At 71.9% G+C, this 18506-nt stretch carries 12 protein-coding genes and 1 tRNA gene; 3 read left to right on the forward strand and 10 right to left on the reverse strand.

The window, feature by feature from the left end; translation table 11 throughout:
• The first annotated feature begins 56 nt into the window (after positions 1 to 56).
• Entirely contained in the window at positions 57 to 860 is an 804-nt protein-coding gene (locus IE250_RS00560) for a class I SAM-dependent methyltransferase (protein ID WP_189667345.1), read from the forward strand.
• Between the two features lie 9 nt (positions 861 to 869).
• On the opposite strand, the gene polA is transcribed toward IE250_RS00560, so the two are convergent.
• Positions 870 to 3599 (reverse strand): DNA polymerase I, encoded by a 2730-nt coding sequence (polA, locus tag IE250_RS00565; RefSeq protein WP_268247759.1) that lies wholly within the window; start codon positions 3597 to 3599, stop codon positions 870 to 872.
• Positions 3600 to 3606: 7 nt separating this feature from the next.
• On the opposite strand from polA, the gene IE250_RS00570 reads away from it, so the two are divergent.
• The gene (locus IE250_RS00570; protein WP_373301542.1) at positions 3607 to 4044 is read left to right on the forward strand and encodes a PaaI family thioesterase; all 438 of its coding nucleotides are present in this window, start codon (positions 3607 to 3609) and stop codon (positions 4042 to 4044) included.
• A 93-nt stretch (positions 4045 to 4137) separates the two neighbouring features.
• Here the strand turns inward: IE250_RS00570 and IE250_RS00575 are convergent, their stop codons facing one another.
• Positions 4138 to 4788 carry a GNAT family N-acetyltransferase gene (locus tag IE250_RS00575; RefSeq protein WP_189667346.1) on the reverse strand — a complete coding sequence of 217 codons (651 nt, stop codon included), beginning with the start codon at positions 4786 to 4788 and terminating at the stop codon, positions 4138 to 4140.
• Positions 4789 to 4914: 126 nt separating this feature from the next.
• Positions 4915 to 5523 (reverse strand): ANTAR domain-containing response regulator, encoded by a 609-nt coding sequence (locus tag IE250_RS00580; RefSeq protein ID WP_229872167.1) that lies wholly within the window; start codon positions 5521 to 5523, stop codon positions 4915 to 4917.
• 134 nt (positions 5524 to 5657) lie between these two features.
• Here IE250_RS00580 and IE250_RS00585 point away from each other — a divergent pair.
• A tRNA-Leu gene (locus tag IE250_RS00585) sits at positions 5658 to 5741 on the forward strand.
• 28 nt (positions 5742 to 5769) lie between these two features.
• Here IE250_RS00585 and IE250_RS00590 read toward each other — a convergent pair.
• The 7 genes from IE250_RS00590 to trpB form a co-directional block, all read right to left on the reverse strand.
• Positions 5770 to 7443: a RyR domain-containing protein gene (locus tag IE250_RS00590; RefSeq protein ID WP_189667348.1), complete on the reverse strand. Its 1674-nt coding sequence runs from the start codon at positions 7441 to 7443 to the stop codon at positions 5770 to 5772.
• Between the two features lie 132 nt (positions 7444 to 7575).
• A complete protein-coding gene (pyk, locus tag IE250_RS00595) occupies positions 7576 to 9012 on the reverse strand; it encodes a pyruvate kinase (RefSeq protein WP_189667349.1) in 1437 nt (478 codons plus the stop codon).
• A 71-nt stretch (positions 9013 to 9083) separates the two neighbouring features.
• A complete protein-coding gene (locus IE250_RS00600; RefSeq protein WP_189667350.1) occupies positions 9084 to 10562 on the reverse strand; it encodes a glutamate synthase subunit beta in 1479 nt (492 codons plus the stop codon).
• Positions 10555 to 15126 (reverse strand): glutamate synthase large subunit, encoded by a 4572-nt coding sequence (gene gltB / locus IE250_RS00605; RefSeq protein WP_189667351.1) that lies wholly within the window; start codon positions 15124 to 15126, stop codon positions 10555 to 10557. The genes IE250_RS00600 and gltB overlap by 8 nt, the downstream gene beginning before the upstream one ends.
• Positions 15127 to 15240: 114 nt before the next feature.
• Positions 15241 to 16302: a prolipoprotein diacylglyceryl transferase gene (lgt, locus tag IE250_RS00610; RefSeq protein WP_189667352.1), complete on the reverse strand. Its 1062-nt coding sequence runs from the start codon at positions 16300 to 16302 to the stop codon at positions 15241 to 15243.
• Positions 16299 to 17231, reverse strand: coding sequence for a tryptophan synthase subunit alpha (gene trpA, locus IE250_RS00615; RefSeq protein WP_189667353.1), 933 nt, complete (start codon positions 17229 to 17231; stop codon positions 16299 to 16301). The genes lgt and trpA overlap by 4 nt, the downstream gene beginning before the upstream one ends.
• The gene (trpB, locus tag IE250_RS00620; protein ID WP_189667354.1) at positions 17228 to 18502 is read right to left on the reverse strand and encodes a tryptophan synthase subunit beta; all 1275 of its coding nucleotides are present in this window, start codon (positions 18500 to 18502) and stop codon (positions 17228 to 17230) included. Before trpB ends, trpA begins: the two co-directional genes overlap by 4 nt.
• Positions 18503 to 18506 lie beyond the last annotated feature (4 nt).

The following is an 18506-nucleotide window of genomic DNA, read 5'->3' on the forward strand; positions in this document are numbered from 1 at the left end:
GAATGTGGTAATTGGCCTGCGGTTCACCGGCACGTGCGGGCGGGGATGATGGCCCTGTGAGCGACAACGAACCCGTGACCTACGGCTACCGCGATCTGCCGGACGACGGCCGCGCCGCACGGACCTGGTGGGACGCCAACGCCGACGAGTACCTCGAGGAGCACCGGGACTTTCTCGGCGATGCCGGTTTCCGCTGGGGCCCGGAGGGCCTGACCGAGGCCGAGGCTGGCCTGCTGGGCGACGTCGCCGGCCGCGACGTGCTCGAGGTCGGGGCCGGCGCCGCGCACTGCTCGCGCTGGCTCATCTCGCGCGGGGCTCGGGCGGTGGCCACCGACTATTCGGCCGGCATGCTGGCCGGCGCTGGCCCCCTCGACGCCGCCACCGGCGTCGTCGTGCCGCGGGTCCAGGCCGACGCGCGGGCGCTGCCGTTCGCCGACGGCTCGTTCGACGTCGCCTTCACGTCGTTCGGCGCCATCCCGTTCGTGCCCGACGCCGTCCGCGTGCACCGCGAGGCCGCCCGCGTGCTGCGGCCCGGCGGCCGGTGGGTGTTCTCGGTGACCCACCCCCTGCGGTGGGCGTTCCCGGACGACCCGACGCGGCGCGGCCTGACGGCTACCCGCTCGTACTTCGACCGGCGCCCCTACGTGGAGGCCGACGCCGCGGGCCGCGTCCAGTACGCGGAGTACCACCGCACCGTCGGCGACCACGTGCGGGACCTCGCCGCTGCCGGGCTGCGCCTGACCGACCTGGTCGAGCCTGAGTGGCCGGACTGGAACGACCAGGTCTGGGGCGGCTGGGGCCCGGAACGCGGCCGCTACCTGCCGGGTACGGCGGTCTTCGTGACGGAGACGCCGACGTAGGGCGCCACGTCAGTGACCTGCCTCGTGCCAGGTCGATCCCGTGCCCACGGAGACGTCCAGCGGCACGTTGAGCACGAATGCCGCGCCCATCTGGCTGCGCAGCACCTCCTCGGCGGCGGCCCGCTCCCCCGGCGCGACCTCGATCACGAGCTCGTCGTGCACCTGCAGCAGCAGGCGCGAGCTGAGCCCACGGTCGTCGAGCTCGTGCTGCACCTTGAGCATGGCGAGCTTGATGATGTCGGCGGCGCTGCCCTGGATGGGCGCGTTGAGCGCCATGCGCTCCGCCATCTGCCGGCGCTGCCGGTTGTCGCTCGTGAGGTCCGGCAGGTAGCGGCGCCGGCCGAGGATCGTTGCGGTGTACCCGGTGGGGCGCGCCTCCTCGACCACGCCCGAGAGGTAGTCCCGCACGCCGCCGAACCGCTCGAAGTATTCGTTCATGAGGGTCTGCGCCTCGCCCGTGGCGATGTTGAGTTGCTGCGACAGCCCGAACGCGCTCAGGCCGTATGCCAGGCCGTACGACATGGCCTTGATCTTGGACCGCATCTCGGCGGTCACGTCGGCGGGCGCGACCTCGAACACGCGCGAACCCACGTACCGGTGCAGGTCCTCCCCCGAGTTGAACGCCTCGATCAGGCCCTCGTCCCCGGACAGGTGGGCCATGATCCGCATCTCGATCTGGCTGTAGTCGGCCGTCAGCAGCGACTCGTAGCCCTCGCCGACCCGGAACGCCCGGCGGATCTGCCGGCCCGCCTCCGTGCGGATCGGGATGTTCTGCAGGTTCGGGTCGGTCGAGCTCAGGCGGCCCGTGGCGGCGATGGTCTGCTGGAACGTCGTGTGGATGCGGCCGTCGGGCGCCACGGACTTCAGGAGCCCCTCGACCGTCACCCGCAGGCGGGACACGTCGCGGTGCGCCAGCAGGTGGGCGAGGAACGGGTGCTCGGTCTTGACGAACAGGTCCTGCAGGCTCGCGGCGTCGGTGGTGTATCCCGTCTTGATCTTCTTGGTCTTGGGCATGCCGAGCTGGTCGAACAGGACCTCCTGCAGCTGCTTGGGGCTGCCGAGGTTCACCTCACGGCCGATCACGTCGTACGCCTCGCCCGCGGCGTCCGCGACCCCCTGCGCGAACTGCTGCTCCAGGCTGGTCAGGTACTCGGTGTCGGCCGCGATGCCGATGCGCTCCATCCGCGCCAGCACGCCCGACAGCGGCAGCTCCACATCGTCCAGCAGGTGGGTGGCGCCGCGGTCGGCGAGCTCGCCCTCCAGGGCCGTCGCCAGCTCGGCCACGCCGTGCGCGCGCACCGCCTCCGCCTGCCCCTCGGCCTCACCCTCGAGCGACAGGTCCAGCGCGCCCTGTGCGCCCTCCGGCTCCGCGACCTTGAGCTCCCGGCCGAGGTGCCGCACGGCGAGGTCGCCCAGGTCGTAGCCACGCTGGTCCGGGTGGCACAGGTAGGCCGCGAGCTCGGTGTCGAACACGACGCCCTCGAGGTCCATGCCGCGCGCGGCGAGCATGTGGGCCGCCGCCTTCGCCCCGTGCAGGACCTTGGGCGCGCTCGCGTCGCCGAGCCAGGTCGCGAGCGCCTTCTCGTCGTCGGCCCCCAGCTGTGTGAGGTCGACGTAGACGGCCTCACCCGCCGGCTCGGCCACGGCCACTGCCCAGGCGTCCCCGCCGCCGGGTACGGCCTTGCCGGCCACCTCGACGCCCACGCGCCCCGTGCGGGCGGCGAGCCAGGCGCCGAGGGTCCCCGGGGCGACGTCGGCCAGGTCGAGGCTGGCGTCGGAACCGGCGGTCGTCTCCTCGGCGGCCGCACCCGCCGGGTCGACGGCGAGCAGCCGGTCGCGCAGCTGGCCGAACTGCAGGGTGTCGGACACGAGGTGCACGGCCTCGCGGTCGAAGCCCGTCAGGGCGAGGTCGGCCACGCCGAGCGGGAGCTCGACGTCGGTCAGCAGGTGGTTGAGCTCGCGGTTGATCCGCACCTGCTCGAGGTGCTCGCGCAGGCTCTCGCCGGCCTTGCCCTTGATCTCCTCGGCGGCGTCCAGCAGCGCGGCGAGGCCGCCGTGCGCGGTGATCCACTTGGCGGCGGTCTTGGGCCCGACGCCGGGTACACCCGGCAGGTTGTCGCTCGTCTCGCCCACGAGCGCCGCGAGGTCCGGGTAGCGCTCCGGTGGTACGCCGTACTTCGCCTCGACGGCAGCCGGGTCCATGCGGGCCAGCTCGGACACGCCCTTCTTCGGGTACAGGACGGTGACGTCGCCGTTCACGAGCTGCAGCGTGTCGCGGTCGCCGGAACACACCAGCACCTCCATGCCGGCCGTCTTGGCCTCCAGCGCCAGGGTCGCGAGGATGTCGTCCGCCTCGATGCCCGCGAGCTCGATCGAGGAGACGTGCAGGGCGTCCAGCACCTCCTTGATGAGCGGCACCTGGCCCTTGAACGCGTCCGGCGTGGCGTCCCGCGTGCCCTTGTACTCGGGGAACCGCTCGGTGCGGAACGTGACACGACCGGCGTCGAACGCCACCGCCATGTGGGTGGGCTGCTCGTCCCGCAGGAGGTTCGTCAGCATCGACGTGAAGCCGTAGACGGCGTTGGTGATCTGTCCTGAGCTGGTCGCGAGGGTGTCGGGCAGCGCGTAGAACGCCCGATAGGCCATGGAGTGGCCATCGATCAGCAGGAGACGGGGGCGGCCCGGTAGAGGCTTGCCCGGAGTACGGCTTGGCGCAGTGGAGGTCACGCCTGACAACATAGCCCGCATGACTGACACGAGCGCCTCCGCGACGCCCTCCGGGCCCGCCATCGACTGGAAAGCCCTGTACGGAGTCGACACGACGGGCACGCTGTTCGAGCGCATGGAGATGGAGCTCCTGGAGCTCGCGCCGGACCGCGCGGTCGGGCGCATCCCGGTGAAGGGCAACACGCAGCCCGCGGGCCTGCTGCACGGGGGCGCCTCCGTCGTGCTCGCCGAGACGCTCGGCTCGCTCGCCGCGCAGGCGCACGCCGGACCGGACAAGAAGACCGTCGGCATCGAGGTGAGCGCCACGCACCACCGCGGGGCCCGCGAGGGCTACGTCACCGGCACCGCGACGGCGATCCACCTGGGCCGCACGACGGCGTCGTACGAGATAGTCATCACCGACGACGCCGGCAAGCGGGTGTGCACGGCTCGCCTGACCTGCCTGATCCTCGGCTGAGGGCAGAGTGCAGCGCAGGGTGAGGGCCGAGCTTGCGAGGCACTCGCCCGAAGCGGAACGTCGCACTCAGCCGACAACAAGCTGAGCTGAGCCTCAGCCGGCCTTCGCCGGGTGGCGGCGTGACGGCGCGCCGCCGCCCACCGTCCGCATGTCGATGGGCCCGGACTCCATGACGGACCGGGCGCGACGGCGTCGGGCGATGAGGTCCTCGAGGCCGCCGCGGCCGAACCGGCGCCCGGCGTCGCGCGCCGTGGGATCGATCCCAAGGCGACGCTGGAGCGCAGCGACGGACGCCACGCGGTGCCCCGCGGCCGGGGCGAACCCGAGCCGGGCAAGGAAACGCTGCACTCCGCGGTTGCCGGGCACCGGCGCGGAGTAGATGTCGTGACACTCGTGCTCCGCCGCGAGATCCGCGGCCGCACGGAGCAGCGCGTGGCCGACGCCGTGGCGGCGCGCCCGGGGCGCGACGAAGAGCATGTCGAGGTACAGGCTTGCGTGCTGCGCGAAGAGATAGGCCGCGACGACGCGACCGAGAACGACGCCGACGACCTGCCCGTCCTGCTCCGCGACCAGCACGTGCCCTCCGGCCGAGAGCAGCACGCTGAGGTGCTCCAGCAGGCGGTCGGTCTCCTGCGCTCCGAGCTGCGCCCCGGTGGGCGAGTCGTCACGCGCCTCGGCGGCGAGGGCGGCGATGGCAGGCAGGTCGTCTTCGCGAGCGGGATGAATATCGAGCACAGGGCGCACGCTTATCTCCTCCCGGGGATCTGAGGTCCGAGGTTCAAGGGCAGCTAAGCGCAGACACTAGACCCGACCCGGCCCGGCAGAAAACACGCAAACCCCACTTTCACCCGCTCTAGGCGGCCGTCAGGGTCAGGCGCCGACCTGCTCGATGACGGCGTCCGCGACCTCGCGCATGGTGAGGCGGCGGTCCATCGAGGTCTTCTGGATCCAGCGGAACGACTCGGGCTCCGACAGGCCCATCTTCGTCATCAGCAGGCCCTTGGCGCGGTCCACGCGCTTGCGGGTCTCGAAGCGTTCGGTGAGGTCAGCGACCTCGGCCTCCAGCGCGCCGATCTGCGAGTAGCGCGAGATCGCGATCTCCACCGCGGGCAGCAGGTCGGCCGGGGTGAAAGGCTTGACCACGTAGGCCATGGCGCCGGCGTCGCGGGCACGCTCGACGAGCTCCGTCTGCGAGAACGCGGTGAGCAACACCACAGGGGCAGCGTGAGCCTTGCCGATGCGCTCGGCGGCGGAGATGCCGTCCAGCTCGGGCATCTTGACGTCCATCACGACGACGTCGGGCTTCAGCTCGATCGCCAGGTTGACGGCGGTCTCGCCGTCGCCGGCCTCACCGACCACGTCGAAACCTGCCTCGCGCAGAGTCTCAACCACGTCCATGCGGATGAGCGCCTCGTCCTCCGCCACGACGGCGCGGCGGGACGGGCGGGCGGGAGCGGCCTCCGGCTCGGCATCGACCATCGGGGGCAGATCCAGGGAAAGCTTCTCGGTGTTCTCGTCGGTCACGGGGACATCCTACGTCGCGTGCCCGGGCTTGGGTCCCAGGCCAGCGGTATGGTTCGATGTCCGCCGGGACACAGTTCGTGTCCCGGCAGGCCGGGTTGGCGGAACAGGCAGACGCGGCGCTCTCAAAAAGCGCTGTCCGAAAGGACATGTGGGTTCGAGTCCCACACCCGGCACACCAGACTCACCGGACCGAGCGCACGGTCAGCTCATCGCCGCGGGCACCGGGCTCTCGGCGTACCGCACGACCTCCAGCCCGAACTCCGCGAGGATCTCGGGCAGCAGGCGCACCACGTCGCGGTCCTTCTCCCGGTTCTCCTCGGGCAGCTCGGACCACGGCACGCCGATCATGGGGTGCACGCGGGCCTCGTCGTCCCGCACCGGCCCGCTGCGCCAGCCCTGCGCCACGCGCACGGACTCCCACAGCTCGTGCTCCGCCTCGGCGAGCTTGTCCAGCTCGGCCCCCTCGAACACCACCTCGGGAGCGCCGTCGCGCGGCGCGATCGTCGCGCCCATCCGCGCGAGGCGCGCGGGCAGGCCCACCACCCAGCCCCGGTTGGAGGCCCGCAGGTCCTGGGAGAGGTCCTCCCAGCGCACCATCGCGGGGACCGCGCCCCAGGCGACGCCGCGCTCCCGCTGGTTGCGCAGGTACACGTGGTGCACGGACCGCGCGATCCGCTCGTACATGTCGGCGTGGGCGCGGGCCTCCGCCCGTTCGACGTCGGCGAGCAGGTCGCGCATCGTCACGGTGCGCAGCCGGCCGTCGAGGTTGTCGAGGACGCGCGAGGCCTCCGTGCCGAAGGCGCCCGTGAGCCCCGCCAGGCCGTCGAGCAGGAGCACCAGCGAGCCGGGGCCACCGTGCCACAGCTTCGTTGCCGTGAGGGCGATCCGCAGTGAGGTGCCCTCTGAGGCATGGCACACGTACACCGTGTCCGGAACGGCGGTGCTCCCCGTGCCGAGCGCCGGGGCCGCCCGCAGGTCGATCTTCTCGGCCACCGGTGACCACCGGCCACGCAGCTCCTCGACGACCCGGCCGGCGTCGTCGGCCATCAGGTCGACCACGAGGCGCACGCCGTCCCCCGCGAGCTCCCACTCGCGGGCGAGCCCCACCACGAGGGCCTTGGCGAACTCGCCCGAGCCGACCACCACCACGTGGGTCACCGGCGCGGGCGCGGCCGGACCGTCCACGATCCGCCGCACCTCGCGCACCGCGAGCGCCTGGGCGGCGATCACGTCGAGCGTGAAGAAGTCGACGCCCGGCTCGGCGCAGCTCAGGTGCCGCGCCTGGAGCGCGACGCCGAGGTCGGGGTCGCTGACGTGGGCGTAGAGCCGGTCGGGTCCGCTGCCCGCCCGGCGGACGGCGTTCTCCGCCTCGGCCACGGTCAGCACGTTGGCGGTCGCGTCGGTGGTGTCGTCGCCGCACGCGTACAGGACGGTCGCGCCGGTGAGGCCGACGTCGGCGAGCCCGGCGGCGTCCGGGGTGCGCAGGACCCGGTGGCCTGCCGCCTCCAGTGCGGCGGTGACGGTGTCGGCGGCGTCGGTCTGCCCGACGACGACGGCGTGCCCCTTGGCCCGCCGGTGCCTGAACCGGCGGATCTCGCCCGTGAACAGGGCGCGGGCCGCCTCGAACAGCGCGTAGACGGCGGTGCCGGGCGCGAGGAACCGCGCCACCTGGAGCTGCCAGGACAGCGGCCCGCCCCCGCTGGCCGGGTCGGCGCCCATCACGAAGAGCTGCAGGTCGTGGTAGACGACGTCGTACCAGGTGCGCCCGGGCAGGTGGCTGGTGTCGAGCGCGAGGCCCCACCACCCGAGTCCGAGCGAGACCACGACGAGGGCGGCGAAGCCGAGGCGGGTCCAGGGGAAGGAGGTGCGGGTCACGACCGGAACAATAGCGACATCTCCCCCAGTGACCCGCAACTCGAAGAGAACCCGGACACGAGAAGGCCCGGACTCCCGCGAGGGGGTCCGGGCCCGTTCGGTGCCGGCCGTGCTACCGGCCGGAAGCCACCGTCAGAATCCGCTGCGGCCGTCCACGCCCGAGCCGACGCGGTGCACCAGGATCGAGTTCGTGGTGCCCGGCACGCCGACCGGCGCGCCCGAGACCACCACGACCAGGTCGCCCTTCTCGGCGAGGCCCTGCTCCTGCAGGGTCTGGTCCACCTGCTGCACCATCGCGTCGACGTTCTCGACCTTCGGCATCAGGTACTGGGTGGTACCCCACGTCAGGGCGAGCGTGTTGGCGACGTGCTGCTCCGGCGTGAAGGCGAGCAGCGGGATCGACGAGCGCAGGCGAGACATCCGGCGGGCGGAGTCACCGGACTGCGTGAACGTCACGAGGTACTTGACCCCGAGCGTCTCGCCGATCTCGGCGGCGGCACGCGTGATGGCGCCACCACGGGTGTGCGGCGTGGAGCCGAGCGGCGCGATGCGCTCCCGGCCTGCCTCCTCCGTGGCCTCGATGATCCGGGCCATGGTCTCCACCGTGAGGATCGGGTAGTCGCCCACCGAGGTCTCACCGGACAGCATCACCGCGTCGGCGCCGTCGAGCACGGCGTTGGCGCAGTCCGACGCCTCGGCACGGGTCGGCGTGGGCGACGTCGTCATCGACTCGAGCACCTGCGTTGCGACGATGACCGGCTTGGCGTTGCGCCGCGCCATCTCGACGATGCGCTTCTGCACGAGCGGCACCTGCTCCAGCGGCATCTCGACCGCGAGGTCGCCGCGGGCCACCATGACGCCGTCGAACGCGGCGATGACCTCGCTGAGGTTCTCCACGGCCTGCGGCTTCTCGATCTTGGCGATGACGGGGACCGTACGACCCTCCTCCTCCATCACCCGGCGGACGTCCTCGTAGTCCTTGGCGGACCGCACGAACGACAGCGCGATGAAGTCGGCGCCGAGCTGGAGCGCCCAGCGCAGGTCGGACTCGTCCTTGTCGGACAGGGCCGGCACGGACACGGCGACGCCGGGCAGGTTGATGCCCTTGTTGTTCGAGACGGGGCCAGGGACCTCGACCTCGGTGATGACCCGCGGGCCGTCGACGGCGGTGACGCGCACGCGCACCTTGCCGTCGTCGATCAGCAGCGGGTCGCCGACCCTGGCGTCGTTGGCCAGCCCCTTGTGGGTGGTCGACACCAGCTCGCGCGTCCCGAGAACGTCCTCGGTGGTGATGGTGAAGGTGTCACCCTTGTTGAGGAAGTGCTTCTCGTCCCCGGCGAACCGGCCGAGCCGGATCTTGGGGCCCTGCAGGTCGACAAGTACGGCGACCGACTTTCCAGCCGCCTTGGCGGCCGCTCGCACGTTGCGGTAGACCGCCGCATGCGCCTCCTGCTCGCCGTGGCTGCGGTTGATCCGCGCCACGTTCATGCCGGCGTCTACGAGCTCGCGGAGTTTCTCCGGGCTCTCTGTGGCGGGTCCGATGGTGCACACGATCTTGGCTCTGCGCATGTCTCCAGCCTAGGCACGGGGGGCGCGATAGCGCCCTGTGGGGGTGTACAACTCCCGGTCGCGTTCTCCGGTCACGATCGCAGAGCGAGCGTGCGCGGACGCACCGGGGCGGGCAGCTCGGTGCTGCCCTGCAGGTAGGTGTCGGCCGCGGCAGCCGCGGCGCGGCCTTCCGCGATGGCCCACACGATGAGGGACTGTCCGCGGCCGGCATCGCCGGCGACGAACACGCCCGGCAGGCTTGCAGCGTAGTCGTCGCCGCGACCGACCAGGCCACGCTCTGTGATCTCGATACCGGTCTGCTCCTCGAGCACACCGGTCTCGGGGCCGGTGAAGCCCATGGCCACGAGCACGAGGTCCGCGGGGATCTCGCGCTCCGTACCGGGCGTGGCGGCGCGGCGGCCGCCGGGCAGGTACTGGGTCTCGGCGACCTTGAGCGCCCGCACGTTGCCCTCGGCGTCCGGCAGGAACTCCACCGTCGAGGCGAGGTACGTGCGCTCGCCGCCCTCCTCGTGCGAGGTCGAGACCTCGAACAGGATCGGGTCGGTCGGCCACGGCTGGTTCGCCGTGCGCTCGAGCGGCGGCTTCTTGCCGATCGCGAGGGTGGTGACGCTGGCGGCGCCCTGGCGCAGCGCGGTGCCGAGGCAGTCCGAGCCGGTGTCGCCGCCACCGATGATGATCACGTGCTTCCCAGCGGCCGACGGCGCACCCTCGGGCAGGATGTCCGGCGTGCCCGCCCCGACCGCGTGGTTCGCGGGCGTCAGGTAGTCCATGGCGAAGTGGATGCCCGCCAGGTCCCGGCCGGGCAGCGGCAGGTCGCGCGGCACGGTGGCACCCGTGGCGACCACGACGGCGTCGAACCGGCGACGCAGGGCGTCCCAGCTGATGTCCTCGCCGATGGTGACGCCCGCGCGGAAGCGCGTGCCCTCGGCCTCCATCTGCGCCAGACGGCGGTCGATGTGCAGCTTCTCGAGCTTGAAGTCGGGGATGCCGTAGCGCAGGAGGCCGCCGATGGCGTCGTCCCGCTCGTAGACGACGACGGTGTGGCCCGCGCGCGTCAGCTGCTGCGCCGCGGCGAGACCCGCCGGGCCGGAGCCGACGACGGCGACCGTCGAGCCCGTGAGCCGCTCCGGCACGTGCGGCGTGACCAGGCCTCGGGCGAACGCCTCGTCGATGATCGACACCTCGACGTTCTTGATGGTCACCGCGGGCTGGTTGATGCTCAGGACGCAGGACGACTCGCACGGCGCAGGGCAGACGCGGCCGGTGAACTCCGGGAAGTTGTTCGTCGCGTGCAGGCGGTCGATCGCGTCGGCCCACTGGCCGCGCCACACCAGGTCGTTCCAGTCGGGGATCAGGTTGCCCAGCGGGCAGCCCTGGTGGCAGAACGGCACGCCGCAGTCCATGCAGCGGCCCGCCTGCTCCTTCAGGAACGGCTGGCCCTCCGCGCGGTGCGCGTGCGTGTCCTGCCAGTCCCGCAGCCGCACCTCGACGGGACGGTTCGGCGGGAGCTCCCGGTCACGGACCTTGAGAAATCCTCGGGGGTCAGCCACGTGCCACCTCCATGATCTGGTTCCACACGGTCGGGTCCCAGTGGGACCTGCCCGAGATGTCGGCGCCGGCGGCCTCTGCCTCGCTGAGCGCCAGGCGCACGCGCGCCCACCCGGGCGGCAGCAAGCGGCTGAACCGCTCCCGTGCCGCGGCGGGGTTCGCGAGCAGCTCGGCGGCCACGGTCGAGCCGGTCTCGGCAAGGTGCCGCTCCAGCAGCCCTCGCACGGTCTCCCAGTCCGCGTCGCCCAGGACGCCGACGGCGAGCTCGCCCGCCTCCAGCGCCGCCTGGTTGACACGCGAGACCCGCAGGTCCAGGAAGTACGCCGTGCCGCCGGACATGCCGGCGCCGACGTTGCGGCCTGTCGGGCCGAGCACCAGCACGGTGCCGCCCGTCATGTACTCGCAGGCGTGGTCGCCCACGCCCTCCGCCACGAGGGTGGCGCCCGAGTTGCGCACGCCGAACCGCTCCCCCACGCGACCGCGCAGGTAGACCTCGCCGGAGGTGGCGCCGTAGCCGATGACGTTGCCCGCGATGACGTTGGCGCCGTCGAGCACCGCCGACCGGTCCGGCCGCACCGCGATGCGGCCGCCCGACAGGCCCTTGCCGACGTAGTCGTTCGCGTCGCCGAAGAGGCGCAGCGTGATGCCGCGGGGCAGGAACGCGCCGAGCGACTGGCCGGCCGAACCGGTGAGAGTGACGGAGATCGTGTCGTCCGGCAGGCCCTCGCCGCGGTAGCGCTTGGTCACCTCGTGGCCGAGCATCGTGCCGACCGTGCGGTTCACGTTCCGCACGGGCAGCTCGATCTTGACCGGCTCGGCCCGGTCGAGCGCCGGGGCGGCCGCCGCGATGAGCTGGTTGTCCAGCGCCCTCGCGAGGCCGTGGTCCTGCTTCGTGGTGTGGCGCAGCGAGGAGCCGTCCTTGAGCTGCGGCCGTGCGAGCACCGGCGTCAGGTCGAGGCCCTCGGCCTTCCAGTGGTCCACGGCCTTGCGGGTGTCGAGCACCTGCACCTGGCCCACTGCCTCCTCGAGGCTGCGGAAGCCGAGCGCGGCGAGGTGCTCGCGCACCTCCTGGGCGATGAACTCGAAGAAGTTCACGACGAACTCCGGCTTGCCCGTGAACCGGGCGCGCAGCTCGGGGTTCTGCGTGGCGACGCCGACGGGACACGTGTCCAGGTGGCAGACGCGCATCATGACGCAACCCGACACCACCATCGGCGCCGTCGCGAAGCCGAACTCCTCGGCCCCGAGCAGCGCCGCGACGATCACGTCGCGACCCGTCTTCATCTGGCCGTCCACCTGCACCACGATGCGGTCGCGCAGGTCGTTGAGCACGAGCGTCTGCTGGGTCTCGGCCAGGCCGATCTCCCAGGGTGTGCCGGCGTGCTTGAGCGACGTGAGCGGCGAGGCGCCCGTGCCGCCGTCGTGCCCCGAGATGAGGACGACGTCCGCGTGCGCCTTGGACACGCCCGTGGCCACCGTTCCGACGCCGAACTCGCTGACCAGCTTGACGTGCACACGCGCGTCCGGGTTGGCGTTCTTCGCGTCGTGGATGAGCTGGGCCAGGTCCTCGATCGAGTAGATGTCGTGGTGCGGCGGCGGCGAGATGAGCCCCACGCCCGGCGTCGAGTGCCGGGTGCGCGCCACCCACGGGTAGACCTTCGGCCCGGGCAGCTGCCCGCCCTCGCCGGGCTTGGCGCCCTGCGCGAGCTTGATCTGGATGTCGGTCGCGTGCGTCAGGTACTCAGAGGTCACGCCGAACCGGCCCGAGGCGATCTGCTTGACGCGCGAGCGCCGCTCGTCGTCGTACAGCCGCTCGGGGTCCTCGCCGCCCTCGCCCGTGTTGGAACGGCCGCCGAGGCGGTTCATCGCTATCGCGAGGGTCTCGTGCGCCTCGGCAGAAATAGACCCGTAGGACATGGCGCCCGTGTTGAACAGCTTGACGATCTCCGAGACCGGCTGGACCTCGTCGATCGGCACCGGCTCGCGGTCGGGGCTGAAGCGCAGCAGGCCGCGCAGCGTCATGAGGCGGTTCGACTGCTCGTCCACGCGCCGCGTGTACTGCCGGAAGATGTCCATCCGGCCGGACCGGGTGGCGTGCTGCAGGCGGAAGACGGTCTCGGGGTCGAACAGGTGGTCCTCGCCGTCGCGCCGCCACTGGTACTCGCCGCCCGTGGTGAGGCGCTCGCCCGGCTTCTTGTTGCCCGACGGCGGGTACGCCTCGGCGTGACGCGCCGCGACCTCGGCCGCGATGACGTCAAGGCCGATGCCGCCGAGCCGCGAGGTGGTGCCGGTGAAGTAGTCCTCGACCAGGTCGTGGGACAGGCCGATCGCCTCGAAGATCTGGGCGCCGCGGTAGGACATGATCGTGGAGATGCCCATCTTGGACATCACCTTGAGCACGCCCTTGCCGAGCGCCTTGATCAGGTTCGCGACCGCCTTCTCCGGCGTGACGTCCAGGTACCCGCGGCGGGCGAGGTCCTCGACCGTCTCCATCGCGAGGTAGGGGTTGACGGCGGCCGCGCCGTAGCCGATGAGCAGCGCGACGTGGTGCACCTCGCGCACGTCGCCTGCCTCGACCACGAGCGACACCCGGTTGCGGGTGTGGTTGCGCACCAGGTGGTGGTGCACGGCGCTGGTCAGGAGCAGGGACGGGATCGGCGCCAGCTCGGAGTTGGCGTCGCGGTCCGAGAGCACCAGGAAGCTGGCGCCCTCCTCCACGTACCGGTCGACGTCGGCGAAGATCGCCTCCAGGCGGGCCAGCAGCGCGGCGCCTCCGCCGGAGACCTCGTACAGGCCATGGACGGTCTCGGCCTGGAACACGCCCTCGAGCTCGCGGTCGCGCTCGACGTGCACGATCTTGGCGAGCTGGTCGTTGTCCACCACCGGGAAGCCGAGCACGAGCTTTCGCGCGTGCTCCGGCACGTCGGCGAGCAGGTTCGGCTCCGGCCCGATGGCACTGCCGATGGCGGTGACGAGCTCCTCGCGGATCGCGTCCAGCGGCGGGTTAGTGACCTGCGCGAACATCTGCGTGAAGTAGTCGAACAGGAGCCGCGGGCGCTGCGAGAGCACAGCCACGGGCGTGTCGGAGCCCATGGCGCCGAGCGGCTCCCCGCCGGTGGTCGCCATCGGCGACAGGATGATCTTGAGCTCTTCCTCGGTGTACCCGAAGGCCCGCTGGCGACGGCGGACGGACGCGGGGCTGTGCGCCACGTGCTCGCGGTCCGGCAGCTCGTCGAGGTGGACCGAGTGCTCGCGGATCCAGTCCCCGTACGGGTGCATCGCCGCGAGGCCGGACTTGACCTCCTCGTCCTCGACGATCCGGCCCGAGCCGGTGTCGACCAGGAACATCTTGCCGGGCTCGAGGCGACCCTTGCGGACCACGGTGGCGGGGTCGATGTCGAGCACGCCGGCCTCTGAGGCCAGCACGACGAGCCCGTCCTCCGTGACCCACCAGCGCCCGGGGCGCAGGCCGTTGCGGTCCAGCACGGCGCCGATCAGGGTGCCGTCGGTGAACGTGAGGGAGGCGGGGCCGTCCCACGGTTCGATGAGGTTCGCGTTGTACTCGTAGAACGAGCGCAGCGCGGGGTCCATGCCCGGGTTGTTCTCCCAGGCCTCCGGCACCATCATCAGCACCGAGTGGGGCAGGGACCGGCCGCTCAGGTGCAGCAGCTCCAGCACCTCGTCGAAGCTCGCCGAGTCGCTCGCCCCCGGCGAGCACACCGGCTGGAGCGCCTTCAGGTCGCCGAGCAGGTCGGACTCCATGGTGCCCTCGCGCGCCGCCACCCAGTTGCGGTTGCCGCGCACGGTGTTGATCTCGCCGTTGTGGGCCAGCAGCCGGAACGGCTGGGCCAGCGGCCACGACGGGAACGTGTTCGTGGAGAACCGCGAGTGGACCAGGGCGAGCTCCGTGGCGTACCGCGGGTCGGACAGGTCCGGGAAGAACGGCTCCAGCTGCGCGGTGGTCAGCATGCCCTTGTAGGTCAGGGTGCGGGCGCTGAGCGAGGCGAAGTACAGCCCCACCTCGTTCTCCGCCCGCTTGCGCAGGCGGTAGCAGCGGCGGTCCAGGTCGATCCCGGACAGGCCCCGCGAGGGGTCGGCCACGACGATCTGGCGGAACACCGGCATCGACGCGCGCGCCGTCGGGCCCACGATCCCGGCGTCCACCGGGACGTCGCGCCAGGCCAGCACGTCGAGCTTCTCCTCGGCGGCCAGGGCCTCCACGCGGCGCACGACGGCGTCCCGCTCGGCGTCGTCGGTGGGCAGGAACGCCGTACCGATGGCGTACATCCCGGCGGGCGGAAGGTCGACGCCCACCACGTCGCGGATGAACGCGTCGGGGATCTGCGTCAGGATGCCTGCGCCGTCACCGCTGTCCTCCTCAGCCCCCACCGCGCCGCGGTGGTCGAGGTTCAGCAGGGCGGTCAGTCCGGCATCGACGATGTCGCGCCCGGGCGTGCCACGGAGGGTCGCTACGAAGGCGACGCCACACGCGTCATGCTCGGCCGCCGGGTCGTACAGGCCCTGTGCGGGCATCCCCACCTGTTGTGTCGGCAACGGCTTGGTCATGGGTCCTCACAGGCACCCGGCCGTGGCCGGGCGCAGTTCCTTGCGGTGGTCCGGGACGACGGCGGCCCGGTCGGTCAGGGGGCTCGTCGTCCGGTGGTCCCGGCGGACGCGCCCCTAGGTGCGCGCGGAGGTGTCCGCGTCGGACTCCTCCACTGCTGCTGTCTTCGTTTCCTTCTTTTCCGCTGGCGCGGTGTCCGCCTCGCCAGTTTCTTCAGTTCCTGGGTCGGGCTCTGGTTCGGCCCCAGCCCCGGCCGACGGATCGTCGCCCTCCGGCCGCAGCCGTACCGACTCTTCCCTGGTGGGGAACTTTCGAGCCAGCACTATCGAGACCACCAGGGCCGTGAGACCCAGGAGGATCGAGGTCCAGACGTTGAGGCGGAGCCCCAGCACCAGTTCCGCATCGTCGATGCGGAGCATCTCGATCCAGACCCGTCCGAGAGTGTAGAGCAGGACGTACGCCCAGAATACCCGCGCATGACCCAACCTGAACCGACGGTCGACAAACAGGAGAACTCCTGCCATAGCCAGGTTCCACAGGAGCTCGTACAGGAACGTCGGGTGGAAGAGCGTGCCCTCGGGGTACGCCACACCGGTGGCCGGGTTCGACACCAGGTACCCGGCGTCGATGTGCAGGCCCCAGGGCAGCTCGGTGGGCCGCCCGTACAGCTCCTGGTTGAACCAGTTGCCGAGCCGGCCGACGGCCTGCGCCACCAGCAGGCCGGGCGCCACTGCGTCGGCGAAGGACGAGAGCCTGACGCCCTGCCGACGGCAGCCGATCCATGCGCCGACGGCGCCGAGCGCCACGGCGCCCCAGATACCGAGACCACCCTCCCAGACGTAGAGCGCCTTGATCGGCTCGCCCCCGCCCGAGAAGTTCTCGCCGAAGTACCGGTCGGGCGAGGAGAGCACGTGATAGATCCGGCCGCCGACGATGCCGAACGGCACCGCCCAGAACGTGATCTCCAGCACGTCGTCGGGGTTGCCCCCGCGCGCCTTCCATCGCCTGGCGGTCATCCAGACGGCGATCACGATACCCACGAGGATCGCGAGCGCGTAGGCGCGCAGCGGGAAGATCCCGAGGTACCAGGTGTGCTCGGACGGGCTGGGAATCTCGGTGGCCAGAGCAGCCGGCAGCAGAGCAGGCAGGGAAGCCGGCAGTGCGGTCAGCAGCGTCACGGGGCCTCTCCGGAGATGGTCGCGCCGGCAGGCGCGGCGTCGGATGTGTCGTCAGTTAGCGCGTTGGCGCGCGCAGACCGTACCCCGGCGGCGAGGTCCTCCGTCACCTCGGCCAGATTCGTGAGACGGGCGGCCCACTCATCGTCGGTCAGCGGGCCGTCCGACAGCAGCGGCCGCACCAGCGCCGAGCCGACGATCACGCCGTCGGCGAAGCGGCCCGTCTCGGCCGCCTGCGCGCCCGTGGAGATGCCCAGGCCCACGCAGACGTTCGCCGCGCCGGCGGCGCGCGTGTCGGCCACGAGCTGCTCGGCGCGCGAGCCAACCTCGCTCCGCTCCCCCGTCACGCCCATGAGCGACGCCGCGTAGACGAACCCGCGCGTGGCCTGGACCGTGAGCCGCAGCCGGTCCGCGGTCGAGCTCGGGGCCACGAGGAACACGCGGTCCAGCCCGTGCGCCTCGCTGGCGGCCAGCCAGTCGGCGCCCTCGTCCGGGACGAGGTCCGGGGTGATCAGCCCGGCCCCGCCTGCTTCGGCCAGGTCGCGCGCGAACGCGTCCGGGCCGTACTTGAGCACCAGGTTCCAGTAGGTCATGACCAGCACGGGGACGTGCGGCGCGTAGTCGGTCAGCTCCCGCAGCACGCGGAACACGTCCCGCACCCGGGCGCCCGCGTCGAGCGCAGCCTGCGCGGCGGCCTGGATCACCGGGCCGTCCAGGACGGGATCGGTGTACGGGATGCCGAGCTCGATGATGTCCGCGCCGTGGTCGACGAGCGTCTTCAGCGCCTCGATCGACCGGTCCACCGTCGGGTAGCCGACGGGCAGGTAGCCCACCAGGGCGGGCCGGTTCTCCTGCTCGCGCAGGCGGGCGATCAGGTCGCTCGTGCTCGAACCCGTCTGCGGCCCGGTGGCCGGCTCCGTCACAGCACTCATCCCCGGCCCTCCTGCCGTTCGAGCTCTTCCGACGCGACGCCTTGGTCGAGCAGGCCGAACCACCTGGCCGCCGTGGCCACGTCCTTGTCACCGCGACCGGAGAGGTTCACGAGGATCAGGAGCGGCTCGCCGTCGGGGCCGGTGCGCCCCTGGGCCGCCGCCGCCTTGCCGACGCGCATCGCGCCCGCGAGGGCGTGGGCCGACTCGATGGCCGGGATGATGCCCTCCGTGCGGCACAGGAGGCGGAACGCCTCCATGGCCTCGTCGTCGGTCACCGGCTCGTAGGTGGCGCGGCCCAGGTCGTGCAGCCAGGCGTGTGCCGGGCCGACGCTCGGGTAGTCCAGGCCCGCCGACACGGAGTGGCTGGGCAGGGTCTGGCCGTCGTCGTCCTGCAGCAGGTAGGAGCGGGCGCCGTGCAGCACGCCCAGCGCGCCGCCGCTGAACCGGGCGGCGTGCCGGCCCGACTCGATACCCTCGCCGCCGGCCTCGAAGCCGCACAGGTCGACGTCCTTGTCGTCGAGGAACGCGTTGAAGATGCCGAGCGCGTTGGACCCGCCGCCCACGCACGCCGCGACGACGTCGGGCAGGCGGCCCGCGCGCTCCAGGATCTGCTCGCGCGCCTCCTCGCCGATGATGCGGTGGAACTGGCGCACCATCTCGGGGAACGGGTGCGGGCCCGTGACGGTGCCCAGCAGGTAGTGCGTGGTCTCGACGTTGGCCACCCAGTCGCGCAGGGCCTCGTTGATCGCGTCCTTGAGGGTGCGCGACCCGATCTTCACCGGCACCACCTCAGCGCCGAGCAGGCGCATCCGCGCCACGTTCAGTGCCTGCCGCCGGGTGTCCTCCTCGCCCATGTAGACCACGCACTCGAGGTCCATCAGGGCGGCCGCGGTGGCGGTGGCGACGCCGTGCTGGCCCGCTCCCGTCTCCGCGATGAGGCGCTTCTTGCCCATGCGCTTGACCAGCAGGGCCTGCCCCAGCACGTTGTTGATCTTGTGCGAGCCGGTGTGGTTGAGGTCCTCACGCTTGAGGAACACGCGCGCGTCGCCAGCGTGCGCGGCGAACCGCGGCACCTCGGTCAGCGGGCTCGGCCGGCCCGTGTACTCCCGGTGCAGGCGCTGCAGCTCGGCCGCGAACTCGGGGTCTTCGGCCGCCTTGCGGAACTCGGTGTCGAGCTCATCGAGGGCCGAGATGAGTGCCTCGGGCACGAACCGCCCGCCGTACTGGCCGAAGTACGGGCCGGAGACGTCGGAAAGCTTCACGTCGGTCACCTCG

Origin of the sequence: Promicromonospora soli (assembly GCF_014653785.1) — a bacterium.
GTDB lineage: Bacteria > Actinomycetota > Actinomycetes > Actinomycetales > Cellulomonadaceae > Promicromonospora > Promicromonospora soli.

What these genes read in the sequence shown, in the direction of transcription:
- pyk (WP_189667349.1), bottom strand. Translation starts at nt 9,012, where the DNA reads ATGCGCAGAGCCAAGATCGTGTGCACCATCGGACCCGCCACAGAGAGC.
- IE250_RS00580 (WP_229872167.1), bottom strand. Translation starts at nt 5,523, where the DNA reads ATGGTCGATGCCGAGCCGGAGGCCGCTCCCGCCCGCCCGTCCCGCCGC.
- gltB (WP_189667351.1), bottom strand. Translation starts at nt 15,126, where the DNA reads ATGACCAAGCCGTTGCCGACACAACAGGTGGGGATGCCCGCACAGGGC.
- polA (WP_268247759.1), bottom strand. Translation starts at nt 3,599, where the DNA reads ATGTTGTCAGGCGTGACCTCCACTGCGCCAAGCCGTACTCCGGGCAAG.
- trpA (WP_189667353.1), bottom strand. Translation starts at nt 17,231, where the DNA reads ATGAGTGCTGTGACGGAGCCGGCCACCGGGCCGCAGACGGGTTCGAGC.
- IE250_RS00570 (WP_373301542.1), top strand. Translation starts at nt 3,607, where the DNA reads ATGACTGACACGAGCGCCTCCGCGACGCCCTCCGGGCCCGCCATCGAC.